This is a genomic window from Pseudomonas sp. W2I6, assembly GCF_030815935.1.
Taxonomy (GTDB): domain Bacteria; phylum Pseudomonadota; class Gammaproteobacteria; order Pseudomonadales; family Pseudomonadaceae; genus Aquipseudomonas.
On the sequence record NZ_JAUSXJ010000001.1, the window covers coordinates 5,794,151 to 5,818,764 of the forward strand.

The following is a 24,614-nucleotide window of genomic DNA, read 5'->3' on the forward strand; positions in this document are numbered from 1 at the left end:
TATCATTACGCCGCCGCCCGACCAACGCCAATTGCACCCGCCTTACACCTCTGCCACAATCGCGAATAATTCTCGTTAGTTTAAACTTTCCGATCGGTGTCGCCTTGTCGTCAATCCAAAGTCCCCACAGTGAGCTTGTTGGCGCGTTGTACCGCGACCATCGCCGCTGGCTGTTGGCGTGGCTGCGACGCAACGTGGCCTGCCCCAGCCGCGCCGAAGACCTCAGCCAGGACACCTTCATGCGCCTGCTGGGCCGTGAAGAACTGCGTGAACCCCGCGAGCCGCGGGCGTTCCTGGTGGCCATCGCCAAGGGCCTGCTGTTCGATTATTTCCGCCGCGCCGCGCTGGAACAGGCTTACCTCAGCGAACTGATGCTGATCCCGGAAAGCGAGCACCCGTCCCCGGAAGAACAGCAACTGATCCTCGAGGACCTCAAGGCCATCGACCGCCTGCTGGGCAAACTCTCGAGCAAGGCCCGCGCGGCCTTCCTCTATAACCGCCTCGACGGCATGGGCCACGCCGAAATCGCCCAGCGCCTGGGGGTTTCCGTGCCCCGGGTGCGGCAATACCTGGCCCAGGGTATCCGCCAGTGCTACATCGCCCTGTATGGCGAGCCGCTGTGAGCCCGGTCAGTTCCAAGCCGGTGTCGGCGCGGGTGCTCGACGCGGCCATTGCCTGGCAACTGTCCCTCGACTCGGGCGACGGCAGTGCCGTGGAGCAGGAAGAATTCGCCAAATGGCTGGCCAGCAACGAAGAACACGCCCGCGCCTGGCGCCAGTTGGGCATGCTCGATCAGCGTTTCAGTGTGGCCTCGGGCCCGGCCCGTGCGGCATTGCTGCAGTCACGCGAAGGCATTCGCCGCCGCGTGCGCAAGCTCGGCAGCGGCCTGGCCAGTGTGGTGCTGGTGTGCGGCCTGGCATTGTTCGTCGGCCAGCGCTACGTGCCGCTCAACTATTGGCTGGCCGACCAGCGCACCTCCACCGGTGAACAGCGCACCCTGAAGCTGGCGGATGGCACCGTGATCAACCTCAACACCCACAGCGCCATTGACGTGCGCTTTGACGAGAAACGTCGGCTGATCGTATTGCAGGAAGGCGAGATCCTTGTCGAAACCGGCCACAACGACGCCCGCCCGTTTTTTGTCGAAACCCGCGAAGGCAGCCTGCGCGCCCTGGGCACACGGTTTATCGTCAAGCGCGAGGAAGATGGCACCCGCCTCAGCGTGTTGCAGTCTGCCGTCGGCGCACAGCCTGAAGCGCTGCATCAAGAGCAGATCTTCAAGGAAGGCCAGCAAGTGCTGATGCGCCGCGACAGCCTCGGCCCGATGCTTGCCGTCAGCCCCGGCACCGACGCCTGGACGCGCGGCATGCTGGTGGTGGACAACGCGCGGCTCGGCGATGTGGTTGCCGAGCTGAGCCGCTACCGCACCGGTTACCTGGGTGTGGATAAACAGGTGGCCGACCTGCGGATCACCGGCAGCTTCCCGCTGCACGACACCAACCTGGCACTGAACGCGCTGCTGCCGACCTTGCCGGTGCAGATTCAACAACACACGCCGTGGTGGGTGACGGTGGCGCCCAAGCCGTAGGCTCCTGTGGTGCATAGGCCATTGTCATCGCGGGCAAGCCAGCTCCCACAGGTGGAATGCGTTCCCCTGTGGGAGCTGGCTTGCCTGCGATGAGGCCCTCAAAAACAGCACTCACCCACTAATAGAAATTATTTTCATCGAGCCCTATCACTTTTTGCATCTCGCTCGGCACATAGGCAATTGAGAAATGTTTCCATTCAGGAGCCGCCCTATGTCCCGCACGCTAGACACCTTGTTGCGCCCCAGCCTGTTGGCCGTGGCCATTGCCCTCAGCGCCCCGCTGGCCAGCACCCAGTTGCTCGCCGCCGAACAAGCGTCCAGTGTGCGCGCCTACAATCTGCCGGCAGCGTCGCTGGCCACCACCTTGAACCAGATCGCCAGCCAGGCCGGTTTGGCGCTGACGCTGAACCCGGGGTTGGCAGCGGGCAAGACTTCCGCGCCGGTAAACGGGCAATTCGATGCACAAGGCGCATTGCGTGAAGCGTTGCGCGGGACCGGGCTGCAACTGGAGCAAAGCAGTGCAGGCACGTTCAGCCTGGTAGCGATCCCGGATGGGGTCGTGGCATTGCCGGAGACCAGCATTACCGGCCAGGCCGACGCGGAAAGCGCATGGGGGCCGGTTGACGGTTACCTGGCGACCCGCACCGCTGCCGGCACCAAGACCGATACCGCACTGGTCGAAGCCCCGCGTTCGATTTCCGTCGCCACTCGCCAGCAAATGCAGGACCGCAACGTCCAAAACCTGGATGACGCCGTCAAATACATGCCCGGTATCGTGTCCGCCAGCTACGGCAGTGACACCCGCTACGACTGGATGCGTGTACGCGGCTTCGAACCCACCCAGTTCCTCGACGGCCTGCCGCTGCCACGCGGCGTGTATGCCAACCCGAAAGCCGAAACCTGGAACCTCGACCGCCTTGCGCTGCTGCGTGGGCCGGCCTCGTCGGTCTACGGCCAGACGCCACCGGGTGGCCTGCTGGATATGGTCAGCCGACGTCCAAGTGCCGAGTCGAGCAATGCCATCCAGGTGCAGTACGGCAGCGACAACTACCGCCAGATCAACTTCGCCAGCACCGGCAAGATCGATGATGAAGGCCAGTTTCTCTACGGCCTCAGCGGTGTGGTGCGCGACGCCGGCACCCAGGTCGATCACATCGACAACAAGCGCTACAACATCGCCCCCAGCCTGACCTGGAATATTGATACCGACACCAAGCTGACGTTCCTGTCGCAGTTCACCCGCGACGATACCGGCGCCACCAGTCAGTTCCTGCCCATTGTCGGCACCAAGATCAAATCGCCGTTGGGGGACATCTCTCATCACAAGAACCTCGGCGACCCGGACTACGAGTACTACGACCGCACCTACTACGCGCTGGGCTACGCCTTCGAGCATCGCTTCAACGATACCTGGCAGTTCAAGCAGAACCTGCGTTACACCAAGTCGGAGCTGGCTTTCCAGCAACTGACCGTGGGTTCCTACGGTTACTCGACCATTGATGCCGAGGGCAATACCAGCCGCTCGTCGACCAACGTGGACGAAAACATCGGCCAGTTCGCCGTCGACAACAATTTCCAGGCTGACTTCGCCACCGGTGATATCACCCACACGCTGTTGCTCGGCCTGGATCACCAGCGCACCGACACCTCGTACCTGTCGATCTTCGGTGACGGCGGCACAGTCAACCTCTACAACCCCGTCAACACCAAGCCGGTGGTGCGTCCGGCGCGCTCCACCGCTTATTACGACTACAACCAGAAAACCATCCAGACTGGCCTTTACGCCCAGGACCAGATGGCCCTGGACCAGTGGCGCCTGACCCTCGGCGGGCGTGAAGACTGGGTGCACCAAGGCACCACCTACTTCAACAAAAACGATGCAACCAATACCGACCGCAGCAAGAACTTCAGTGGCAACGCCGCGCTGAGCTATGTGTTCGATTCGGGCTTCGTTCCGTATCTCTCCTACGCCGAATCGTTCCAGCCAGCGAGTAACGCCAGCGTCTCGCCAACCGAGTCGTACAAACCCACCGAAGGCAAGCAATGGGAATTGGGGGTCAAGTACCAACCACCCGGCTCAAATACCCTGCTGAGCGCCGCGGTGTACGACCTGACCCAAAAGAACGTGCTGGTTACCAGCTTCGGCGCCGGTGGCCAGTCGATCACCAACCAGACCGGCGAAGTGAAGGTCAAGGGCCTGGAATTGGAAGCCGTCTCTGACGTGACCGAGAACCTTAAGGTCATCGCTGCATACACCCTGGCCAAATCCGAAGTGCAAAAAGGCCAATACAAAGGCAACCGCCTGCAACTGATGCCAAACCAGCAAGCCTCACTGTGGACCGACTACACCTGGCACGCCGGTGTGCTCGACGGTTTCGGCATTGGCGCGGGTGCCCGCTACACCGGCAATACCTATGGCGACCAGGGCAACACCTGGCTGGGCAAGGCCAATGCCTACACCGTGTTCGATGCCTCCGTGCATTACGACCTCGGCCGCCTGGACAACAGCCTCAAGGGGGCTTCGGTGAAACTGAATGCCACCAACCTGTTCGACAAGGACTACATTTCCACCTGCGATGCTTCCTACTGCTACTACGGCGACCAACGCAGCGTCGTCGCCAGTGCCACCTACCAGTGGTAATCGGCTGAGTTAACAACCGGGCCGCCCCCGTGGGCGGCTTCGGTGTGTCTGAAGGCTAGAAAATGAAAAGCAAAACCATCCGCCGCTGGTCCTTCATCCACACCTGGACCAGCCTCGTCTGCACCGTATTCCTGCTGCTGCTCGCCCTCACCGGCCTGCCGTTGATCTTCCACCACGAGATCGACCACCTGCTGGGCAACGAACCCGAGCTGGCACAGATGCCCGCCGATACCCCACAGCTGAACCTCGAACAGCTTGTTGCCAAAGCCCAGGCCCATCGCCCCGGCGAAGCCATGCAATACCTGGCCTGGGACGAAGACGACAAGAACGGCGTGATCGCGATCATGGCCGCCACCGCCGGCACCGAACCCAACTCCTCCCACACCTTCATGCTCGACGCCCGCACCGGCGAAGCCGTGGAAACGCCTTCGGCCAACGGCGGGCTGACGATGTTCCTGCTGCGCCTGCACGTCGATATGTTCGCCGGGCTGCCGGGCAAGTTGCTGCTGGCGTTCATGGGCATTCTGTTTGTGCTGGCGATCATCTCCGGCACGGTGTTGTACCTGCCGTTCATGCGCCGGCTGAAATTCGCCACCGTGCGCCAGGACAAATCCACGCGCCTGCGCTGGCTCGACCTGCACAACCTGATCGGCGTGGTCACCCTGACCTGGGCGCTGGTAGTGGGCGTGACCGGCGTGATCAGCGCCTGCGCCGACCTGATCATCGCCGCGTGGCGCACCGACAGCCTCAGCGCAATGATCGAGCCTTACAAAAACGCCCCGCCGCTGACCCTGCGCGCCCCCGCCACCGACCTGCTGACGATTGCCGCCAAGGCCGCGCCCGGGATGGAGCCGGACTTTATCGCGTTCCCCGGCACGCGTTTCTCCAGCGAGCATCACTACGCGGTGTTCATGAAAGGCAGCACCCACCTGACTTCACACCTGCTGACGCCGGTATTGATCGACGCCAGCAACCTGCACGTCACCGCCATCGCCGAACGGCCGTGGTACATGGACGCCATGGGCATGTCCCAGCCGCTGCACTTCGGTGACTACGGCGGCATGCCGATGAAGATCCTGTGGGCGGTGCTGGATGTGCTGACCATCATCGTCCTGGGCTGTGGCGTGTACCTGTGGCTGGTGCGGCGCAAGGCGGCCAAGTCATGAAGCCGAGGCAATCGAGTTTCTGGAAGGTATTCGGCATTCCGCTGGCCATCGGGTTGTTGAGTGCTGCCGGATTGTTTGCGGCATTGCTGGGGGACGGCTTGTGGGATTCGCTGAGCTGGGTGGGGCTGGGCATTCCGGCCGCCATAGGTAGCTGGGCGTTGCTCAAGCGTTGAGATAGATTAGCGCTGCCCTTTTCCGAGGAATGCCCATGTCCACCCCCAGCATGACGTTGTTCCACAACCCTGCCTCGCCGTTTGTGCGCAAAGTACGGGTGTTGTTGCACGAGACCGGTCAACTGGACCGCGTGACCTTGCACGCCTGCGTGCCGACGCCGGTCAAGCCCGACGCCGATGTAATCCTGGACAACGCGCTGGGCAAGATCCCCGCCCTGCGCCTGGCCGACGGCAATGCGCTGCACGACAGCCGGGTGATCCTCGATTACCTCGACTACCAACACACCGGGACTCCACTGATCCCCCGTAACGGCCCGGCCCGCTGGCGGCGCCTGACCCTGGCCTCGACCGCCGACGGCATCATGGATGCCGCCGTACTGGTGCGTTATGAAACCGCCATGCGCCCCGAGGAAAAACATTGGGACCTGTGGCTGGAAGGCCAGCGCGACAAGATCCGCCGCGCCCTCGACATGCTCGAACAGGACGCCATCGCCGAACTGGCCGGGCCGTTTGACGTGGCCGCGATCAGCGTGGCGTGTGCACTGGCTTATCTGGACTTCCGCCACCCGGACATGCAGTGGCGGTCGAGCCATCCGAAGCTGGCGGCGTGGTATGCCGAGGTGAGTCAGCGGCCGTCGATGCTCCAGACCCAGCCACCGGCCTAACCTGCTGCAAGGGTTCTCTTGTGGTGAGGGAGCTTGCTCCCGCTGGAGTGCGAAGCGCTCCCAGGATTTTTGGGGCCGCTGCGCAGCCCAGCGGGAGCAAGCTCCCTCGCCACAAAAAGCTCCCGGGCCAAAGGGAACAGCGCGTTGATCCTCACCACTAACTGCGCGCCCTCTTGCTGATCTTCCCGCAACCCCAACGACCTACTCATCACCCATCTCCTTGCGTTTGCCCACGCCATACCAATCCAGCTTGCGGGTCAGCACCATCACCGTGCCCAGCAACCCGAACAGCAGCAACGAACCCATCAACAACGCGTAATCCTCGGCACTCAGCAACCCGTACAGCAAGCCATACAACGCCGCCAACCCTGCTGAAAACCCCAGGCCATGGGCGACACTGCGCAGCACATGGCAGACGTAAAACCCGATCAGCAACACACAGGCCGCCGCCGATATCAGGTACGCCGGGGCAAACCCGATGTGCTCGGACAATGACAACAACAGCAAATAGAAAAACGCCAGGGCAACCCCCACCAACGCGTACTGGATCGGGTGCACCGCCAGGCTCTTGAGCACCTCGAACAGGAAGAAACCGGCAAACGTCAGGGCAATGAACAGCAGCGCATATTTGATCGCCCGATCGCTCTTGAGGTACTGGTCCACCGGGTCGATAAAGCTCACGCCGAAGCTGCGGCTGTTGAAGTCGTCACAGCCGCGCTCGGCCAGGCAACTGCTGAGTGCTTCTTCCAAATTGGTGGAGAAAAATGTGGTCTGCCAATGGGCGCTGAAGCCTTGCGCGGTGACCTCACGCTGGGTCGGCAGGAAGTTGCCGATAAAGCTGGGGTGCGGCCAGTTGGACGCGAGCTTGACCTGGCTGGTCTTGCCCACCGGCACCACTTGCAGTTGCTCGGTGCCTTGCAGGCGCAGGTCAAAGGCGAAGTCAAAAGGTGACGGATTCCTGCTGTCCTGCTCGGGCAGCATCACGTGCACACCCTCTCCCAGCCAAGCCACTTGAGTGCCCGGGGAAAACGCCAGTTGCTGGCTGCCCAGCTCCAGCTTCAACGCATTTTCGATGCCGCGAATGTCGCTGATACCCACTGCCAGATACGCCGGGTCAAAGCGGTAATCGGCAAAGTTTTCCGAGATGCCCCACTGCTCCGGCAACACAAACCGCCCACTGATACGGCTGTCGGCGTGGAACAACCGCGCCTGGTAAATGCCCCGGGCCCGCACTTCGGTTTGCACCTGCCCGTCGAGGGCAAATTGCTCCGGCAGGAAATACAGATGACCACGCACCTCGCGGGTTTCTTCGTAGCGTTCGTTGAGCTTTTCATTGAGCTTCCACTCCCGGACGGTCTTGCGATAAGGCACCACCAGCACCGGGCCATTGAGGCGCTGGCTGTAGCTGGAACTGCGGGCGATATCCTGCAAGACGTCGTCGCGCAGTTGCTGACGGTCGGTAATCACCCCGTGGATCATCAGCAACGGAATCAACAACAGCACGATCAGCAGCGCGATGGCGCCCAATTTGAAAAGCAGATTGCGGTTCATGAAGCTCTCCCTGTTTTGATGGGGGAGAGTCTGGCGGGCGCTTAAGGGGGATTTATGAAGGGAATGTGGAGACTGTGTGGAGATGCAGTTTTACCTGCACGCCGCCGGGCACGTTGCCGATCTGCAATGAGCCGCCGTGCAGCTTCATCACCTCTTCGACAAAATTGAGCCCAAGGCCGGTGCTCTTGCGCCCGCTGGCCGGGCGCGGCAGGGAATAGAAGCGCTCGCTGAGGCGCGGCAACGCGTACTCGGGAATGGCGTCGGCCTGGTTGAACAGGGTGAATTCGATCCCGTCATCCAAGGCCTTGGCGCTGAACCGCAACGTGCCACCGGGCGGTGTGAAATCCAGCGCGTTTTCCAGCAGGTTACCCAGTGCCTGGCGCAGCAGGAACGGCTCGCCGTACACCTGCAGATCCGCGGCAATCGCCTGCTCGACCTGCAACCCGGCGCCTTCAATGCGCGCACATTGAGCCCTGAGCACTTCGTCCACCAGCGCCGCCAACGACAGGCTGGCCTGGTCCTCAAGGCCCTGGCGCTGCTCCACCTGCGCCAGGTTCAGCAGGCGTTCGATCAACTGCTGCAAGCGCGCACTTTCGCTGTCGATATTGCTCACGAAACGCTGCTGCTGGTCACGGGACATGTCGCCCTGCAACAGCTCCGCCGCACCACGAATCGCCGCCAGCGGGCTTTTCAATTCGTGGGTCAGGGTGTGCACATAACGTTCGACGTACGCCTTGCCTTCCAGCTGGGTGCGCATGTGTTCCACGGCGGTGGACAACTGCTCCAGTTCACCACCGCGATAGTGCGGCAACTCGGCACGCCGGCCCTCGCTGACGGCCTGGGCATACGCCGTGAGCCGGCGCAGCGCGACACTCAACCACCACGACAACAACGCGCCAAACAACAAGCCCAGGCCCACCAGCCCGGCGCCGTACCACAGCAGCCGGTTTTCGGTGCGGTCCACGTAGGGCTGCAACGAGCTGTTGGGCTTGGCCACCGTGACTACGCCGATGATCTGCCCGTTATCGCGGATCGGCGCGCCGACGTGCATCACCGATGAGGCAGGGTCGTCCAGTTCGCTGCGGGTCGAGCGCGCACCGTATTCGCCGCGCAGGGTCAGGTACACGTCATTCCACTTCGAGTAATCCTCGCCTACGGCCTCGCCGCTGGAGTCCAGCAGCACAATGCCCTTGGCGTCGGTGACGTAGATGCGGTGGTTGACCTGGTTTTTCGGCAGGCCCCAGATGTTCGCGCCGGGCTGGCGTTCGCCGTAGGCCTTGAGCAGCTCGGGCCAATGGCTCTGGCCGAGGGTGCCGTTCTTCACATCGCTGCGCAGGATTTCCGCCAGCAGGTTGGCGGTGTCCACCAGGGTTTCTTCGGTGGACTGGCGCACACCGGGGCGGATTTCCTTCATCACGGTGCTGAGTACGAAGTAGCCGGTCAGGCCGATAAACAGCGCATAGACCAGGAAGAACCGGATCCCCAGGCGCATCAGCTGTTGCCCGGGCTGTAGCTGTAGCCAAGGCCGCGATGGGTCTGGATCGGCTCAGACTCGGGCGCCACCGTACGCAATTTGCTGCGAACGCTTTTGATATGGCTGTCGATATTGCGCTCGTAGCCTGCGTCCGCCGCCACGCCCACCGCATCCAGCAGTTGCTCGCGGCTGAACACGCGCTCGGGTTGCTCCAGCAGGCTGTGCAGCAGACGGAATTCATGGCGAGTGAGGCTCAGGGGCTGGCCGCGATAACTGATCTGCATGCGCTCCAGGTCCACCTGGAACACCGCCGGAGCAGCACCGGGGCCCACGCGCTTGAGAATGGCCCGTACCCGCGCTGCCACTTCCCGCGGGCTGAACGGCTTGACTACATAGTCGTCAGCGCCGATCTCAAGACCCACCACGCGGTCGATCTCGCCGTCCCGGGCGCTGAGGAACATCACCGGCACTTCGCTGAAACGCCGCAGTTGCTTGCAGGTTTCGAAGCCGGTGATGTCCGGCAGGCCGATGTCGAGGATGACCAGGTCCGCCGGGGTTTGCCGCTGATGGGCCAGCGCCGCCTGGCCGAGGCTCAACCAGGTGGTGGTGAAGCCCTCGCCTTGCAGGGCGAAAATCAGCGTGTCAGCGATAGCCGCTTCGTCTTCGACAATCAGGATATGCGCCATGGTGTTCCGTCAGCAGTCCGGTTTGTCCGCAGTGTAACGGCGGGCCGGGTTTACCGCAGCGCCGAATTCACGCAGGGCCTTGGCGCCGATCAGCAGCGGGTAGTTGAAGCTGCTGCGGTCGGTGAGGTTGACCTCGACGGTGCGCTTGACGTTGCCCAGGCACATTTCCAGGTCGATCACCGGGCGCTTGGCCACGGTGGCTTCGTCCTTGTCGTCATCTTCGTCGGCGCGGCTCTTGATTTTGCTGATGCGCGACACCTTGTGCTCGTACACCTTGTTGGTGGCGTCCTTGCCGCCGAGGCGGAAGCGTACCCAGTCGTCGCCATCACGGGTGAAGGTCTCGATGTCCCGGGCCGACAGCGAGGCGGTCAGCGCGCCGGTGTCCATCTTGGCCTTGAAGGTCTCACCGATTTCCGGCAGTTGGATGTATTCGTAGCGACCGTAAAGGGTCGGCTCGGCGGCCATGACAGGCAAGGCCACCAGCGTTAGCAGGGCAAGGATGGATTTCACGTAGGAGGTTTCCTTGAAATAAGTGGGCCAATTCTAGACTGCAAATTCGCTGCTTAGTTAGATCACAGAGCATACCCAGCCCGCTGTGAAACATTCGTAAGCTTATTTGCGATTTGGTCTCCAGGCCCAAGCTGCTTATCATGGCGGGCCAAAAATGATTCCAAGAGTTACTTATGCGCCGCCTGCTCACCGGCTGTTTCGTCACATTGCTGCTGTTGCTCAACACCCTGGTGCTGTTCGGGCCGCTGATGGTGTTTGCCCTGCTCAAGCTGGTGGCCCCCGGTCGCTTTCGTGACTATGCGTCCTGGGCCGTCATGTGGATCGCCGAAACCTGGGCCGAGATCGACAAGCTGATCTTCGCCCTGTGCATCCCTACCCAATGGGACATTCGCGGCGGCGGCGACCTGCGGGGTGACACTTCTTACCTGGTGATCAGCAACCATCAATCCTGGGTCGACATCCCCGCACTGATCCAGGCCCTCAACCGGCGCACGCCGTTCTTCAAGTTCTTCCTGAAAAAGGAACTGATCTGGGTACCCTTCCTGGGCCTGGCCTGGTGGGCACTCGATTACCCGTTCATGAAGCGCTACAGCAAGGCATTCCTGGCCAAGCACCCGGAACTGGCAGGCCAGGACCTGAAAATCACCAAAGAGGCCTGCGAGTTGTTCAAGCGCCAGCCGGTCACCGTGGTGAATTACCTGGAAGGCACGCGGTTCACCCCGGCCAAGCGCAAACAGCAGGCTTCACCCTTCGAGCGCCTGCTCAAGCCCAAGGCGGGTGGCGTGGCGTTCGTGCTCGCGGCGTTGGGTGAACAGCTGGATGCGGTGCTCGACGTCACCGTGGTTTATCCACAGGAAAACATTCCGGGCTTCTGGGACTTGATCAGTGGTGCGGTGCCGAAGGTGATCGTGGATATCCGTACCCGAGAGCTGGATCCGGCGTTGTGGCAGGGGGATTACGAGAACGATCCGGCGTTTCGCCAGACCGTCCAGAACTGGGTCAACCAGCTCTGGATGGAGAAGGATGCGCGCATCGCCCAACTGCGCGCGGAGCGGCCTTAGCCGCCAGTGCCCCAGGCCGAAGCCAGTTTGCCCAGCACCGACTCGCTGGCGCCTTGGCCGCCCAGGTATTTCAGGATAACCGGCGCAAACTGGCCCACCATCCCGCTGTCCATGCCCAGCGCGCTGAACGCAGTGTTCAAGTCATTGGTGTTTTTCACGTTACCCAACACGCCATCCAGGCCCGAGGTCTTGCTGCCGCCGCTCTGGCCGAGCATGCCGCTCAGGGCGCCGAGGCTGCCCAGGGAGTTGCTGCCGGAGAGCTTGTCCAGGCCCGGTACGCTTTTGGTCAGTTGCGAGTAATCACCGCCGCCCAATTTATTCTTGGCCAGGCCCAGCATTGCGCCGGTACCACCAACGGCCTGCTCAGGGGTCACGTTCAATTGCGAGGTCAGTGCCTGCAGCAGACCAGCGGTCTGTGAAGTGGGTGCAGCCGCTGCTGCCTTGTCGCCACCTTGTGCACCGGACACGGCATTGGCCACGTCGCCGAGGCTGAAACCTGCCGCAAATACCGGGCTGGCCGCCACGGTCAACAGGCAGGACAGGGCAAAACCGCGTGAAATCTTCATCAAGACAACCTCTGAAAGTAAGCGCAAAAAGCAGGAGTTTGACTGGGTACGCCGAAGGATTGTTCCCTCCCTGCAGATTAGTTCAGAAAACCACTGCATCCGATGCGCCTTGCGCTGCGTATATCCACCACGAGCCGCACGGAGGTAGATGGAATGAATGCCCAAGCTGGACTAACCTCAGCCTGCCCTCTTTACCGTGCGCCGTCCCATCGCTCTGTTGCAAGCGCCTGGAGAAGCCCTATTTCGACCTACGATGCAGATCAGCTACGGCAATTGCTGGCCCAGTGTTCACTGGGTAATCGCCAGGCGTTCGAAACGCTCTATCGCAGCGTTTCCCCGCGTTTGCACGGTGTTGCCTTGCGTTTCATGGGTCGCAAGGAGCTGGCCGAGGAGGTGTTGCAGGAAAGCTTCGTGCGCATCTGGTACAACGCCTCACGCTATGAGGCCCATCTGTCGGCGCCCATGACCTGGATGGTCAATATCACCCGCAACCTGGCGATCGACCAGTTGCGCAAACACCGCGAACAACCCTTGAGCGAAGGCCAGGAGGACGCCACGGCCGACGAAAGCCCCAGCGCCCATGAACAGCTCGACAGCGAGCGTGAAGCCCTCGCCCTGAACCGCTGCCTCGACAGTCTCGAAGGCATGCAGCGTCAATCGATCACCGTGGCTTACTTCCAGGGCTTGTCGTGCTCGGAATTGGCCGAACATCTGGCCGCGCCGCTGGGCTCGGTCAAATCCTGGATTCGCCGCGGCATGGAGCGCTTGCGCAGGTGCCTTGAATCATGAACTACCAGACCACCGCCCTGCGCCGCGCCCTGGCGGCTGACTACGCCATCGGGCTGATGCCTGCCACCGCCCGCCGGCGCTTTGAAGCGCTGCTGCGGGATGACGCGGCGCTGCGCGTCGAACTCGGGCACTGGCAGGATGCCCTCGCCAGCCTCACCGGGCCGCTGCCTGAACGGCCGGTGCCGGACCACGTATGGGAAGGGATCAAGGCGCGCATTGAGCCGCAAGTGCTGCATATGCCGCCGAAGAAACCGTTCTGGATGAACCTGCGCTTGCTGGTAGCGGCGTGCGGGGTGGTGATCGCGGTATTGGTGGGTGTGTTGTACCAGCGCGATCTTGGGGTGGAGTACAACGCCACGCTGGTGGCGGCTGATCAGCAGCCGGCGCTGAAGATCCAGGCCTACGCGGATCACCTGCAAGTGGAACCGCTGACCCTGGCGGCCGTGGAGCCGGCCCGCGCGTTGGAACTGTGGGCAATCCCGGCAGGCGGCAAACCCATCTCCCTGGGGTTGTTGCCGGTGTCGGGTAACGGCCGAATCCAGTTGAGCAAAGAACACCAGGCGCTGCTGACGGCGCCGCTGACCCTGGCAGTGAGCCTTGAGCCTGAGGGCGGCTCGCCGACCGGACAACCCACCGGGCCGGTGCTGTACCAGGGCCAATTGGCATCACTCTGATCCGAGGCTCAATACGACGGATGAGGAACCGATCGCCGTTAACCGGGTCCATGAAAGACTACAAAACATGTCAGGAAGAGCCTAATGACTGCGATCAACCCCCAAGTGATTGAGCACAAGCCTTCATTCTGGAACCGCCCACGCCTGTTCGTCGGCGCCTGTTTGGTGATAGTGGCAGGCGTCGGCGGCGCCCTCTACACCCAGGACAGCGTCAAGGCTGCCGCATTGCTGGTGAACACCACCCAGCAACCGGCCACGCAGATCGTGGCCCACAAGGATTACCTCGAAGTGCAGCCGATTGCCGCCACGGCACCGGCTCCGGACCAAAGCCTGGAACTGTGGGCCGTCCCGGCTGACGGCACGCCAGTGTCGCTGGGCCTGCTGCCGGAAGACGGCAAAGGCATTATCGGCATCAACCCTCGCCAGCAGGAGTCGATCAGCAAGCCGGTGACACTGATGGTCAGCTCGGAAACCAAGGGCGGCTCGGTGAGCAAGCAGCCAACGGGGCCAACGGTGTATCAGGGGGCTTTGGCGATCCGCTGAGTGACCCACGCAGGCAAAGAAGGCGACCCCCGGGGTCGCCTTTTTTTTGCCCGGCGCCCTCAGGTTTTTTGCGGGCAAGCCCGCTCCTACAGTTGATCGTCATTGTGTCGGGAAATGTGTTCGGCATTGCGTCTTGCCTCGGCCAAACAAGGAAGCTTATAGTCCGGCGGTCGTCCACATGGCGATACGGGTTTGGCGACCCGAGGAATGGTGCAAAAGCGCTCTGCTTGTTTGCAGGTTCTTTTGCGTCCGCAATAGCCGCTTTATGGCGGCTGTGCGCGGGAGACCTTCGGGTCTGCCGGTCTCCATTCCCGGTTCGCCAACCTGCGTACAGCTGCCACCCATTTCGTTTGGCGACGAAATAAGTGTGCAGTCCACTCCTACTTGAATGGATTTAAAACATGAACCGCTACATGCCCTTAACCGGCCACGACTGCACCGTCCCTTCCCTGCTCATCGACACCCAAACCCCGCTGGACGTGCTCCACGACGCAGCCGCCTACCGCATCCGCGCGGTGACCCAAGTCCTGGAAAACCTCGCGTTTCGCGACACCCTCATCACCGACACCATCGTCCTCAAGGACTTCGCCCTGCTCTGCGCCATTCCGCTGCGCGACGGTTGCGATTTGATGGATGTGATCGGTCGGCGGCTGCAGGAGTAGGCATACGCCGACACTTAAGTAGTCCATTTCCGAAACACTAAAAACGTCCCTGCACGCGTCTTACCTCGCCTGCAGCGCTTTCTTATAGTCGTGCGCCTCAGTCACTTGGAGGTGCACGCGATGCAGGGACCTTACGCATTTATCAATGATCGACCACAGCCTTATCCGCTACTGAAACAACGCCTCTCGCTTAATCCTCATGTTCAAACCAAGTTCGACATCCTTAACCAACATATCCGCAACCGTGGTGTTACCTGGGCAGCCGGTGATTAATGCTGGGGAGTTGGTGGGTAAAGTTCTCTATCAGGCAGTGGAGGATTGAATGCACTTGGAATACTTTGCGGTGGTCTCATGCGCCCTCCTGCTACTCAGCTTCCCAATCGTCTTTTCTGCCATGTACAAAAAGCTCGATGCCGCTGAGCGCTATATGCAATACAGCACCTTTATAGTCGGATGCAGGCACACGTTTCGTCATAGCCACTTTGAAGGAAGACCGCAACGCGTATTCGCTATGGCAACCGTTATTCTCATTCCGGGAATAATTCAACGCAGGGGTATGGTACTGGTTGAGGACGTTGAACAAATACCACGGCACCTCAAGTATTGAATGGTCATACCAACACTCGTTACCTGCCTCTCGCTGATAGGTATCACCATCACCGGGTTTCTTATAGAAAACTGAAATCTTATATAAAAAGGGCGACCCAAGGGTCGCCCTTATCTATCGCCTACGCCGCGCTGAACAACTTGTGCGGATCAATCACAAACTTCTTCGGCACGCCCGCATCGAACTCGCCGTACCCGCGTGGCGCGTCATCCAGGCTGATGACTTCCACACCGACAATATCGGCAATGTTGATACGGTCCCACATGATCGCCTGCATCAGTTGGCGGTTGTACTTCATCACTGGGGTTTGCCCGGTGTGGAAGCTGTGGGACTTGGCCCAGCCCAGGCCGAAACGAATGCTCAGGCTGCCCATTTTTGCAGCGGCATCCACGGCACCCGGGTCTTCGGTCACGTACAGGCCCGGAATACCGATTTTGCCAGCCACCCGCACCACGCCCATCAACGAGTTGAGCACGGTGGCCGGAGCCTCTGCCTTGGCCCCTTCATGACCATGGCCACGCGCTTCGAAACCCACGGCATCGACGGCGCAATCCACTTCCGGCTCGCCCAGCAACGCAGCGATCTGTTCGTGCAGCGGGGTGTCTTTCGACAGGTCGGCAATTTCAAAACCCTGGGCCTTGGCGTGGGCCAGGCGGATCGGGTTGACGTCACCGATGATCACCACCGCAGCGCCCAGCAGGCGAGCGGAGGCGGCAGCTGCCAGGCCCACAGGCCCGGCACCGGCGATGTAGACCGTGCTGCCCGGGCCAACGCCCGCAGTGACTGCACCGTGGTAGCCGGTGGGCAGGATGTCGGAGAGGCAAGTCAGGTCGCGGATTTTCTCCATGGCCTTGTCGCGGTCCGGCAGTTTCAACAGGTTGAAGTCGGCGTAAGGCACCAGCACGTATTCGGCCTGGCCGCCGGTCCAGTCGCCCATGTCGACATAGCCGTAGGCGCCACCGGCACGGGCCGGGTTGACGGTCAGGCACACGCCGGTGTGCTGCTCCTTGCAGGAACGGCAACGGCCGCATGCGACGTTGAACGGCACCGACACCAGGTCGCCGATCTTCAGGTTCTCGACGTCGCTGCCCTTCTCGATCACCTCGCCGGTGATTTCGTGGCCCAGGACCAGGCCGGTCTGGGCAGTGGTGCGGCCGCGCACCATGTGTTGGTCGGAGCCGCAGATGTTGGTGGAGACCACGCGCAGGATGACGCCGTGCTCAATCTTCCTGCCACGGGGGTCCTGCATTTTGGGATAGTCGATTTTCTGTACTTCGACCTTGCCGTTGCCGAGATACACGACACCACGATTACCAGACATGCTTTCACCTCGCTGTTGTTTTTATGGAACCGCGTTGCCCAGGCAGGCAGCGCGTTTAAGTGCTCGGGTACAGATGCTGTTTTGCGTTGTTAGTGATGGCCTCTTCGCGAGCAAGCCCGCTCCCACAGTTGACCGAGTCCTACCTTTGAAATGCGGTCGAATGTGGGAGCGGGCTTGCTCGCGAAGGCGTCCATCAGAGCACCACTGTCCGATTGGCGTTCAAGAACACCCGCCGCTCAATGTGATACCCCACGGCCCGGGCCAGGGTCAGGCCTTCGATGTCCCGTCCCTTGGCTATCAAATCTTCCGGATAGTGACTGTGGTCCACCACCTCCACGCCCTGGGCGATGATCGGGCCTTCGTCCAAATCGTTATTGATGTAATGCGCAGTGGCGCCCACCAGTTTCACCCCCTTGTTGTAAGCCTGGTGATACGGCTTGGCGCCCTTGAAACCGGGCAGCAGGGAGTGGTGGATGTTGATGGCTTTACCGTCAAGCTTGCGGCACAGCTCCGGCGACAGCACTTGCATGTAGCGCGCAAGGATCACCAGCTCGGCGCCGGATTCCTCGATCACCTGCCACACCTGGCGCTCTTGCGACGGCTTGTCGTTGGGGTCCAGGGGAAAGTGGTAATACGGAATCTGGTGCCAGTCGGCCAGGGGCTTGAGGTCGGGGTGGTTGGAGACCACGGCGACCACGTCCATCGACAGTTGGCCGATGCGCTGGCGGTAGAGCAAATCGTTGAGGCAGTGATCGGCCTTGGAGACCATGATCACCACTTTCGGCCGGTAGTTCGGCGCGGTCAGTTCGAAGATCATGCCGAAGGCTTCGCCACGGGTGGCCAGGCCATCGCGGAAGGCTTGTTCGTCGAAACCATCGGGCTGGCGGAACTCCACGCGGATGAAGAACCGGCCCGAGAGCCGGTCATCGAAGGAGTGGTGCTCAGTGACGTAGCAGCCCTGCTCGAACAGGTAGCGAGTGACCGCGTCCACCGTGCCGAGCACGCTGGGGCAGTCGGCGGTCAAAATCCATGTATCGGGTACGCGGCTCATTATTCGTGACTCCTTGATCGTTCCCACGCTCTGCGTGGGAACGCCGCAATGGACGCTCTGCGTCCGCTCTTGGGACGCGGAGCGTCCCGGGATGCATTCCCACGCGGAGCGTGGGAACGATCAGGCCTGGACGCTTAAACCATACTCAGCCGCCGCATCCTGCAACCACAGCCACCAGTAATCCGAGAAGCTGCGACGAATCACCAGCTCCCAGGTGTCTTCAGCAGTATGGCGAATCACCAATTGCGACTTGGCAAACACCGTGCCCACCGCCTTGCCCACCGGGAAGCTGTTGGGGTGCACGTCGTAGCTGGTGGATTTCATCAGCACGTCACGCACGTTCGGGCCGCTGAGTTCGAGAATCTGCTGGCCGCCGCTGACGTTGACGACCTGGATATGCAAATCACCCAGCGCCTCACGCAAACTTTGCTCGGCGGCGAATTCCTCACCGCCTGGCACTACCAGCAACCACTCATCCGGACCGAGCCATTGCAGGCTGGTCTCGCCCTTGACGATGACTTGCAGGGCACCGGGCAATTCGATACCCAAGGCTTTGTGCACACCGGCGGCGAAGGCTGCGTCATGGCCATCGCCACGAATGGTCAGGTGGCCGAGGAGTTTCTTTTCACGCACGGTCACGCCGGCGTTCTTGCGGCCCTTGCCTACCAGGCTGGCGAGGTCGGCATGGTGCAGCGACGACTCAGCCTTGGCTCCGGAGGTGGGGCGTTGTTGGTAAACATTGGCTGCTGTCATAAAGCACCTGTGTTGAATTTGATCGTTCCCACGCTCTGCGTGGGAATGCCGCCATGGACGCTCTGCGTCCGCTCTTGGGGCGCAGAGCGCCCCGGGATGCATTCCCACGCGGAGCGTGGGAACGATCAGGTGTCAGATGTTCTGGCGATCGCCTTTAGGGTCGAAGAACACCGAAGAAACAATCTCCGCCTCGATCACGCTGCCATCCGCCAGCGGTGCAAACACCCGCTCGCCGATGCGCTTCAAGCCGCCCTTCACCACGCCCATGGCAAACGAATAACCGAGGGAGTTATGGGCATAACTGGAGGTGACGTGGCCGACCATCTTCATCGGGATCGTCTGCTTGGCGTCGAACACCAGTTGCGCGCCTTCCGGCAGCCACACGTTCGGGTCGATCGGCTTGAGTCCGACAAGCTGCTTGCGGTCTTCACGCACGCAATCCTCGCGATTCATCCCGCGCCAGCCAATCCACGAGAACGGTTTGGTACGGCCTACACACCAGCCCATGTTCAGGTCGTCCGGGGTCATCGAGCCGTCGGTGTCCTGGCCGACGATGATGAACCCCTTCTCGGCCCGCAGCACGTGCATGGTTTCGGTGCCATAAGGCGTCAGGTTGTACTGCTTGCCGGCCTCGACGATTTTCTCGAGCACGCCCATGGCGTAGTCGGCCTGCACGTTGACTTCGTACGACAGCTCACCGGTAAACGAAATCCGGAACACTCGCGCCGGCACGCCGCCCACCAGGCCTTCTTTCCAGGTCATGAACGGGAAGCCGTCCTTGTCCAGGTCGATGTCGGTGACTTCGCTCAACAGCTTGCGGCTGTTGGGGCCGGACAAGGTCATGGTTGCCCAGTGGTCGGTGACCGAGGTGAAGTACACCTTGAGGTCTGGCCATTCGGTCTGCTGGTAGATTTCCAGCCACTGCAGTACGCGCGCTGCGCCGCCGGTGGTGGTGGTCATCAGGAAGTGGTTGTCGGCCAGACAAGCGGTGACGCCGTCGTCGAAGACCATGCCGTCTTCCTTGCACATCAGGCCGTAGCGGGCCTTGCCCACGTCGAGCTTGGTCCAGGCGTTGCTGTAGATGCGGTTGAGGAACTCGCGGGCATCCGGGCCCTGGATGTCGATCTTGCCGAGGGTGGACGCGTCCAGCAGGCCGACGCTGTCACGCACGGCCAGGCATTCGCGCTTCACTGCGGCGTGCAGGTCTTCACCGTTGCGCGGGAAATACCATGGGCGTTTCCACTGGCCGACGTCCTCAAACTCGGCGCCGTTTTTCACGTGCCAGGCTTGCAGCGCGGTGTAGCGCACCGGCTCGAAGATGTGCCCACAGTGCCGGCCTGCTACCGCGCCGAAGGTTACCGGCGTGTAGTTGGGACGGAACATGGTAGTGCCCATCTGCGGGATGGTCACATTCAGCGAACGGGCCGCGATGGCCAGGCCGTTGACGTTGCCGAGCTTGCCCTGGTCAGTGCCGAATCCCAGTGCGGTGTAGCGCTTGACGTGCTCCACCGACTCGAAACCCTCGCGGGTGGCGAGTTCGATGGCGGCTGCGGTGACGTCGTTCTGCAGGTCGACAAATTGCTTCGGCGCCCGTGCGGTAGCTTTCTCGTGAGGTACCTGGAACAGCGCCAGGGTCGGTTCTTCCAGACGGCTCAAGGCTTTGGGCAGCGTCCCTTCCACCGGCGCAAACCCGGCTTCGCTGGCGGCGCGCACGCCACCTTCAAAACCGTCGGCCAGGGAATCGCCGAGGCCGTAGACGCCATTGATGCCACCGACGCACACGCGTTTCTGCGGTGCTTCGCCCGGTACAAAACCGAGGATGTCTTCACGCCAGGTCGGCTTGCCGCCCAGGTGCGAGGCCAGGTGGACCACCGGGCTGTAGCCGCCGGAGCTGGCGACCAGGTCGCACTCCAGCCACTCGCCGGGGCTGGTGACTTTATGAGCTTTGACATCGATGGCCGCAACACGGGCGCCAGTGACGTGCTTGCTGCCACGGGCCTCGATCACGGCGCTGCCGGTGAGGATGCGAATGCCTTTGGCACGCGCCTCTTCAACCAGCGCGCCCCGTGGATTGTGGCGGGCATCGGCTACGGCGACAACGCTGAGGCCGGCGTCGAACCAGTCCAGCGCCACGCGGTAGGCGTGATCGTTGTTGGTGGACAGCACCAGCTTCTTGCCCGGTGCCACGCCGTAGCGACGCACGTAAGTGGAGACCGCTCCCGCCAGCATGTTGCCCGGTACGTCGTTGTTGCCGTACACCAGCGGACGCTCGCACGCACCGGTGGCCAACACCACGCGCTTGGCGCGAACCCGGTGAATGCGCTGACGCACCTGGCCGATCGGCGCACGGTCACCGAGGTGGTCGGTGAGGCGTTCGTGAATGGTCAGGAAGTTATGGTCGTGGTAACCGTTGACGGTGGCGCGAGGCAGCAGCACCACGTCCGGCAGGGCCTTGAGTTCAGCAATCACACTGGCAACCCACTCGGCCGCAGGCTTGCCATCGAGGCTTTCGCGGGAGTCCAGCAAGGAGCCGCCGAACTCTTCCTGCTCGTCCGCGATGATCACCCGGGCGCCACTGCGGGCGGCGGCCAACGCAGCCGCCAGGCCGGCAGGGCCCGCGCCCACAATCAGCACGTCGCAATGACGGTTCATGTAGTCGTAGGTGTCCGGATCGTTCTCGGTCGGCGAGCGGCCAAGACCGGCTGCCTTACGAATGTACTTCTCGTAAGTCATCCAGAACGATTGCGGGTACATGAAGGTTTTGTAGTAGAAACCCGGCGGCATCAGCTTGCCGCCGACCTTGCCGAGAATGCCCATCATGTCGTTGTTCACGCTCGGCCAGCCGTTGGTGCTGGTGGCGACCAAACCCTGGTACAGCGCCTGTTGCGTGGCGCGCACGTTGGGGATTTGCGTGGCTTCGGTGGCGCCGATCTGCAGCACCGCGTTCGGCTCTTCGGCACCGGCGGCGAAGATGCCGCGCGGGCGGGAATACTTGAAGCTGCGACCGATAATGTCGACGCCGTTGGCCAGCAATGCAGCGGCCAATGTGTCGCCCTCAAAGCCTTTGTAGCTCTGGCCGTTGAAGGTGAAGCTCAGGGCTTTGTTGCGGTCGATCCGGCCACCGTTGGACAGGCGATTGATCTGGCTCATACCTTCTCTCCAGAAGCCTTGGCGGTGAATTGCGGCTTGGTGCCTATCTTGTAGGTTTCAAGAATTTCGTAGGTCACGGTGTCGCGGGTCGCGTTGAAATACTGGCGGCAACCGGCGGCGTGAATCCACAGTTCGTGGTGCAGGCCGCGCGGGTTGTCGCGGAAGAACATGTAGTCGCCCCACTCCTCGTCGGTGCAGGTGTTCGGGTCCAGTGGGCGCGGGATGTGCGCTTGGCCGGAGGCGTGGAATTCCTCTTCGGAGCGCAGTTCGCCACAGTGAGGACAGAAGATATGCAACATAGGGAATTTCTCCTGTTAGTGGGCGACGGCCGCAGCGCCGTGTTCGTCGATCAGCGCACCGTTGTGGAAACGGTCGATGGAGAATGGAGCAGCCAACGGGTGCATTTCACCCTTGGCGAGGCTTGCGGCAAATACGTTGCCTGAGCCTGGAGTCGCTTTAAAACCACCGGTGCCCCAACCGCAGTTGAAGAACATGTTCGGGACCGGGGTCTTGGAGATGATCGGGCAGGCATCCGGCGTGGTGTCGACGATGCCGCCCCACTGGCGGTTCATGCGCACGCGGGACAGCACCGGGAACATCTCGACGATGGCCTGGATGGTGTGCTCGATCACCGGGTACGAGCCGCGCTGGCCATAGCCGTTGTAGCCGTCGATACCGGCGCCGATCACCAGGTCGCCCTTGTCGGACTGGCTGATGTAACCGTGCACGGCGTTGGACATGATCACGCTGTCGATGATCGGTTTGATCGGCTCCGACACTAGTGCTTGCAGCGGGTGGGATTCGATTGGCAGGCGGAAGCCGGCCAGCGAAGCCATGTGGCCGGAGTTACCGGCGGTCACCACACCGACGCGCTTGGCGCCGATGAACCCCTTGTTGGTTTCCACGCCGATGCACACGCCGTTTTCCTTGCGAAAACCGATGACTTCGGTCTGCTGGATCAAGTCCACGCCCAGTGCGTCGGCGGCGCGGGCAAAGCCCCAGGCCACGGCATCGTGACGGGCCACGCCGCCGCGACGTTGCACGGTGGCGCCCATGACCGGGTAGCGAGTGTTCTTGGAGCAGTCGAGGTACGGAATCTCATCGGCCACTTGTTTGGCGTTGAGCAGTTCGCCGTCCACACCGTTGAGGCGGTTGGCGCTGACGCGACGCTCGGAGTCACGGATATCCTGCAGGGTGTGGCACAGGTTGTAGACGCCACGCTGGGAGAACATCACGTTGTAGTTCAAATCCTGGGACAAACCTTCCCAGAGTTTCATCGCGTGTTCGTACAGGTGCGCCGACTCGTCCCACAGGTAGTTGGACCGCACGATGGTGGTGTTGCGCGCGGTGTTACCGCCGCCCAGCCAGCCTTTTTCGACCACCGCCACGTTGGTGATGCCGTGCTCCTTGGCCAGGTAGTAAGCCGTCGCCAGACCATGCCCGCCTCCGCCGACGATGACCACGTCGTAGACCTTTTTCGGGGTGGGCGTGCGCCACATCTTCTGCCAGTTTTCGTGGTGGCTGAGTGAGTGCTTGAAGAGGCCGAAGCCCGAGTAGCGTTGCATAGTCATTACTCCAAAACCGCGCTCAGCGATAAACCGGGAAATCAGCGCACAGGGCGGCCACATGCTTGGCGACGTTGGCCTCCACATCGGCGTCGCCGAGGTTGTCGAGGATGTCGCAGATCCAGCCGGCCAACTCCAGGCATTGGGTCACTTTGAAGCCGCGTGTGGTCACCGCCGGCGTGCCGATACGCAGGCCCGAGGTCACGAACGGCGACTGCGGGTCGTTGGGCACGGCGTTCTTGTTGACGGTGATGTGAGCGCGACCGAGGGCGGCGTCCGCATCTTTGCCGGTGAGGCCCTGACGGATCAGGCTGACCAGGAACAGGTGGTTATCGGTGCCGCCGGACACTACATCGTAGCCGCGTTTGATAAACACGCCGGCCATGGCCTGGGCGTTGTCGATCACTTGCTGTTGATAGGCCTTGAAACCTGGTTCCTGGGCTTCCTTGAAGCACACCGCCTTGCCGGCGATCACGTGCATCAGCGGGCCGCCCTGGGCGCCCGGGAATACCGCAGAGTTGAGTTTCTTTTCAATTTCTTCGTTGGACTTGGCCAGGATCAACCCGCCACGTGGACCGCGCAGGGTCTTGTGGGTGGTGGTGGTGACCACATCGGCGTAGGGCAGCGGGTTCGGGTACAGACCGGCGGCCACCAGGCCGGCGACGTGGGCCATGTCGACGAACAGCAGCGCACCGACCTTGTCGGCGATCTGGCGAAAGCGCGGGAAATCCAGGGTCTTGGAGTAGGCGGAAAAACCCGCCACGATCATCTTCGGCTTGTGCTCCACGGCCAGGCGCTCGACCTCGTCGTAGTCGATCAACCCGGTGTTGGTGTCGATGCCGTATTGCACCGCGTTGTACAGCTTGCCCGAGGACGACACTTTGGCGCCGTGGGTCAGGTGGCCGCCGTGGGCCAGGCTCATGCCGAGGATGGTGTCGCCGGCGTTCAACAGCGCCAGGTACACCGCACTGTTGGCGGACGAACCGGAGTGCGGCTGCACGTTGGCGTAATCGGCACCGAACAGCTGCTTGGCACGCTCGATGGCGAGCACTTCGACCTTGTCCACGTGCTCGCAGCCGCCGTAGTAGCGCTTGCCCGGGTAACCTTCGGCGTACTTGTTGGTGAGGCCGCTGCCCTGGGCTTCCATGACACGCTTGCTGGTGTAGTTCTCTGACGCGATCAGCTCGATATGATCTTCCTGGCGCTGCTCCTCGGCATTCATGGCCGCCAGCAGTGCATCGTCATAACCCTGGATCTGGTCTTGCTTGCTGAACATCGCGTCTCTCCCAGCGGCGGCGGTGCGCCAATCGTATTGTTGGGGCCGCCGCACGACGGAGGGGCCCTTTGATGCGATGGTAGGGCTGGCGCAGAGAGGTCAAATGCCTATGGACGCCACGCAAAGGTGCGTTTACGACATG

23 protein-coding genes are annotated in these 24,614 nt (G+C 61.9%); 11 read left to right on the forward strand and 12 right to left on the reverse strand.

Translation table 11 applies throughout. The features are described from left to right. Nucleotides 1-104 precede the first annotated feature (104 nt). The 6 genes from QF039_RS26825 to QF039_RS26850 all read left to right on the forward strand — a co-directional run bounded on the left by QF039_RS26825 (nt 105) and on the right by QF039_RS26850 (nt 6,233). On the forward strand, nt 105-623 hold the full coding sequence (locus QF039_RS26825) for an RNA polymerase sigma factor (protein ID WP_008434356.1): 519 nt from the start codon (nt 105-107) through the stop codon (nt 621-623). Beyond that, nucleotides 620-1,588, forward strand: a complete 969-nt coding sequence (locus QF039_RS26830) for a FecR domain-containing protein (RefSeq protein WP_307521559.1) — start codon at nt 620-622, stop codon at nt 1,586-1,588. The genes QF039_RS26825 and QF039_RS26830 overlap by 4 nt, the downstream gene beginning before the upstream one ends. A 211-nt stretch (nt 1,589-1,799) precedes the next feature. Continuing rightward, on the forward strand, nt 1,800-4,229 hold the full coding sequence (locus tag QF039_RS26835; protein WP_307521561.1) for a TonB-dependent siderophore receptor: 2,430 nt from the start codon (nt 1,800-1,802) through the stop codon (nt 4,227-4,229). 62 nt (nt 4,230-4,291) lie between these two features. After that, entirely contained in the window at nt 4,292-5,395 is a 1,104-nt protein-coding gene (locus tag QF039_RS26840) for a PepSY domain-containing protein (RefSeq protein WP_307521563.1), read from the forward strand. Continuing rightward, the gene (locus tag QF039_RS26845; protein ID WP_003209216.1) at nt 5,392-5,568 is read left to right on the forward strand and encodes a hypothetical protein; all 177 of its coding nucleotides are present in this window, start codon (nt 5,392-5,394) and stop codon (nt 5,566-5,568) included. Before QF039_RS26840 ends, QF039_RS26845 begins: the two co-directional genes overlap by 4 nt. A gap of 35 nt (nt 5,569-5,603) precedes the next feature. Then, nucleotides 5,604-6,233 (forward strand): glutathione S-transferase, encoded by a 630-nt coding sequence (locus QF039_RS26850; protein ID WP_003209214.1) that lies wholly within the window; start codon nt 5,604-5,606, stop codon nt 6,231-6,233. Nucleotides 6,234-6,434: 201 nt separating this feature from the next. Here the strand turns inward: QF039_RS26850 and creD are convergent, their stop codons facing one another. From creD to QF039_RS26870, 4 genes are read right to left on the reverse strand one after another with little or no spacing between them, the layout of a single operon-like run. Beyond that, a complete protein-coding gene (creD, locus tag QF039_RS26855; protein ID WP_307521566.1) occupies nt 6,435-7,784 on the reverse strand; it encodes a cell envelope integrity protein CreD in 1,350 nt (449 codons plus the stop codon). 52 nt (nt 7,785-7,836) lie between these two features. Continuing rightward, entirely contained in the window at nt 7,837-9,276 is a 1,440-nt protein-coding gene (gene creC, locus QF039_RS26860; protein ID WP_307521567.1) for a two-component system sensor histidine kinase CreC, read from the reverse strand. Continuing rightward, complete coding sequence (creB, locus tag QF039_RS26865; protein WP_307521569.1) at nt 9,276-9,944, reverse strand: two-component system response regulator CreB; 669 nt, start codon at nt 9,942-9,944, stop codon at nt 9,276-9,278. The genes creC and creB overlap by 1 nt, the downstream gene beginning before the upstream one ends. 9 nt (nt 9,945-9,953) lie before the next feature. Further along, a complete protein-coding gene (locus QF039_RS26870; protein WP_003209205.1) occupies nt 9,954-10,454 on the reverse strand; it encodes an ATP-dependent zinc protease in 501 nt (166 codons plus the stop codon). 173 nt (nt 10,455-10,627) lie between these two features. Here QF039_RS26870 and QF039_RS26875 point away from each other — a divergent pair, with 173 nt between their 5' ends. Further along, the gene (locus tag QF039_RS26875; protein WP_003209204.1) at nt 10,628-11,515 is read left to right on the forward strand and encodes an acyltransferase; all 888 of its coding nucleotides are present in this window, start codon (nt 10,628-10,630) and stop codon (nt 11,513-11,515) included. On the opposite strand, the gene QF039_RS26880 is transcribed toward QF039_RS26875, so the two are convergent. Next, a complete protein-coding gene (locus QF039_RS26880; RefSeq protein ID WP_003209203.1) occupies nt 11,512-12,081 on the reverse strand; it encodes a DUF2780 domain-containing protein in 570 nt (189 codons plus the stop codon). The two genes, QF039_RS26875 and QF039_RS26880, sit on opposite strands and share 4 nt — an antisense overlap. A gap of 153 nt (nt 12,082-12,234) precedes the next feature. Here QF039_RS26880 and QF039_RS26885 point away from each other — a divergent pair, with 153 nt between their 5' ends. From QF039_RS26885 to QF039_RS26900, 4 genes are all read left to right on the forward strand, one after another. After that, entirely contained in the window at nt 12,235-12,870 is a 636-nt protein-coding gene (locus QF039_RS26885) for a sigma-70 family RNA polymerase sigma factor (RefSeq protein WP_307521573.1), read from the forward strand. After that, a complete protein-coding gene (locus QF039_RS26890; RefSeq protein WP_307521574.1) occupies nt 12,867-13,544 on the forward strand; it encodes an anti-sigma factor domain-containing protein in 678 nt (225 codons plus the stop codon). Before QF039_RS26885 ends, QF039_RS26890 begins: the two co-directional genes overlap by 4 nt. Nucleotides 13,545-13,628: 84 nt before the next feature. Beyond that, entirely contained in the window at nt 13,629-14,087 is a 459-nt protein-coding gene (locus QF039_RS26895) for an anti-sigma factor domain-containing protein (RefSeq protein WP_003209196.1), read from the forward strand. A 413-nt stretch (nt 14,088-14,500) separates the two neighbouring features. Beyond that, nucleotides 14,501-14,749: a hypothetical protein gene (locus QF039_RS26900; protein WP_258342535.1), complete on the forward strand. Its 249-nt coding sequence runs from the start codon at nt 14,501-14,503 to the stop codon at nt 14,747-14,749. A gap of 728 nt (nt 14,750-15,477) precedes the next feature. Here the strand turns inward: QF039_RS26900 and fdhA are convergent. The 7 genes from fdhA to glyA all read right to left on the reverse strand — a co-directional run bounded on the left by fdhA (nt 15,478) and on the right by glyA (nt 24,472). After that, entirely contained in the window at nt 15,478-16,677 is a 1,200-nt protein-coding gene (gene fdhA, locus QF039_RS26905) for a formaldehyde dehydrogenase, glutathione-independent (protein ID WP_003209194.1), read from the reverse strand. Nucleotides 16,678-16,870: 193 nt separating this feature from the next. Next, nucleotides 16,871-17,728, reverse strand: coding sequence for a formyltetrahydrofolate deformylase (gene purU / locus QF039_RS26910; protein WP_003209192.1), 858 nt, complete (start codon nt 17,726-17,728; stop codon nt 16,871-16,873). 120 nt (nt 17,729-17,848) lie between these two features. After that, nucleotides 17,849-18,481 (reverse strand): sarcosine oxidase subunit gamma, encoded by a 633-nt coding sequence (locus QF039_RS26915; protein WP_008434339.1) that lies wholly within the window; start codon nt 18,479-18,481, stop codon nt 17,849-17,851. A gap of 132 nt (nt 18,482-18,613) precedes the next feature. Then, nucleotides 18,614-21,631 carry a sarcosine oxidase subunit alpha gene (locus QF039_RS26920; RefSeq protein WP_307521577.1) on the reverse strand — a complete coding sequence of 1,006 codons (3,018 nt, stop codon included), beginning with the start codon at nt 21,629-21,631 and terminating at the stop codon, nt 18,614-18,616. Further along, nucleotides 21,628-21,930, reverse strand: a complete 303-nt coding sequence (locus QF039_RS26925; RefSeq protein ID WP_003209187.1) for a sarcosine oxidase subunit delta — start codon at nt 21,928-21,930, stop codon at nt 21,628-21,630. The genes QF039_RS26920 and QF039_RS26925 overlap by 4 nt, the downstream gene beginning before the upstream one ends. Before the next feature lie 15 nt (nt 21,931-21,945). Then, a complete protein-coding gene (locus tag QF039_RS26930; RefSeq protein ID WP_003209185.1) occupies nt 21,946-23,196 on the reverse strand; it encodes a sarcosine oxidase subunit beta in 1,251 nt (416 codons plus the stop codon). Between the two features lie 22 nt (nt 23,197-23,218). Further along, complete coding sequence (glyA, locus tag QF039_RS26935; protein ID WP_008434333.1) at nt 23,219-24,472, reverse strand: serine hydroxymethyltransferase; 1,254 nt, start codon at nt 24,470-24,472, stop codon at nt 23,219-23,221. Nucleotides 24,473-24,614 lie beyond the last annotated feature (142 nt).

Coding starts and splice junctions, on each gene's coding strand:
- QF039_RS26840 (WP_307521563.1), top strand. CDS start 4,292: ATGAAAAGCAAAACCATCCGCCGCTGGTCCTTCATCCACACCTGGACC.
- QF039_RS26890 (WP_307521574.1), top strand. CDS start 12,867: ATGAACTACCAGACCACCGCCCTGCGCCGCGCCCTGGCGGCTGACTAC.
- QF039_RS26925 (WP_003209187.1), bottom strand. CDS start 21,930: ATGTTGCATATCTTCTGTCCTCACTGTGGCGAACTGCGCTCCGAAGAG.
- QF039_RS26915 (WP_008434339.1), bottom strand. CDS start 18,481: ATGACAGCAGCCAATGTTTACCAACAACGCCCCACCTCCGGAGCCAAG.
- creB (WP_307521569.1), bottom strand. CDS start 9,944: ATGGCGCATATCCTGATTGTCGAAGACGAAGCGGCTATCGCTGACACG.
- QF039_RS26900 (WP_258342535.1), top strand. CDS start 14,501: ATGCCCTTAACCGGCCACGACTGCACCGTCCCTTCCCTGCTCATCGAC.
- fdhA (WP_003209194.1), bottom strand. CDS start 16,677: ATGTCTGGTAATCGTGGTGTCGTGTATCTCGGCAACGGCAAGGTCGAA.
- QF039_RS26875 (WP_003209204.1), top strand. CDS start 10,628: ATGCGCCGCCTGCTCACCGGCTGTTTCGTCACATTGCTGCTGTTGCTC.
- QF039_RS26895 (WP_003209196.1), top strand. CDS start 13,629: ATGACTGCGATCAACCCCCAAGTGATTGAGCACAAGCCTTCATTCTGG.
- QF039_RS26885 (WP_307521573.1), top strand. CDS start 12,235: ATGAATGCCCAAGCTGGACTAACCTCAGCCTGCCCTCTTTACCGTGCG.
- creD (WP_307521566.1), bottom strand. CDS start 7,784: ATGAACCGCAATCTGCTTTTCAAATTGGGCGCCATCGCGCTGCTGATC.
- QF039_RS26920 (WP_307521577.1), bottom strand. CDS start 21,631: ATGAGCCAGATCAATCGCCTGTCCAACGGTGGCCGGATCGACCGCAAC.
- QF039_RS26850 (WP_003209214.1), top strand. CDS start 5,604: ATGTCCACCCCCAGCATGACGTTGTTCCACAACCCTGCCTCGCCGTTT.
- purU (WP_003209192.1), bottom strand. CDS start 17,728: ATGAGCCGCGTACCCGATACATGGATTTTGACCGCCGACTGCCCCAGC.
- creC (WP_307521567.1), bottom strand. CDS start 9,276: ATGCGCCTGGGGATCCGGTTCTTCCTGGTCTATGCGCTGTTTATCGGC.
- QF039_RS26880 (WP_003209203.1), bottom strand. CDS start 12,081: ATGAAGATTTCACGCGGTTTTGCCCTGTCCTGCCTGTTGACCGTGGCG.
- QF039_RS26845 (WP_003209216.1), top strand. CDS start 5,392: ATGAAGCCGAGGCAATCGAGTTTCTGGAAGGTATTCGGCATTCCGCTG.
- glyA (WP_008434333.1), bottom strand. CDS start 24,472: ATGTTCAGCAAGCAAGACCAGATCCAGGGTTATGACGATGCACTGCTG.
- QF039_RS26835 (WP_307521561.1), top strand. CDS start 1,800: ATGTCCCGCACGCTAGACACCTTGTTGCGCCCCAGCCTGTTGGCCGTG.
- QF039_RS26930 (WP_003209185.1), bottom strand. CDS start 23,196: ATGCAACGCTACTCGGGCTTCGGCCTCTTCAAGCACTCACTCAGCCAC.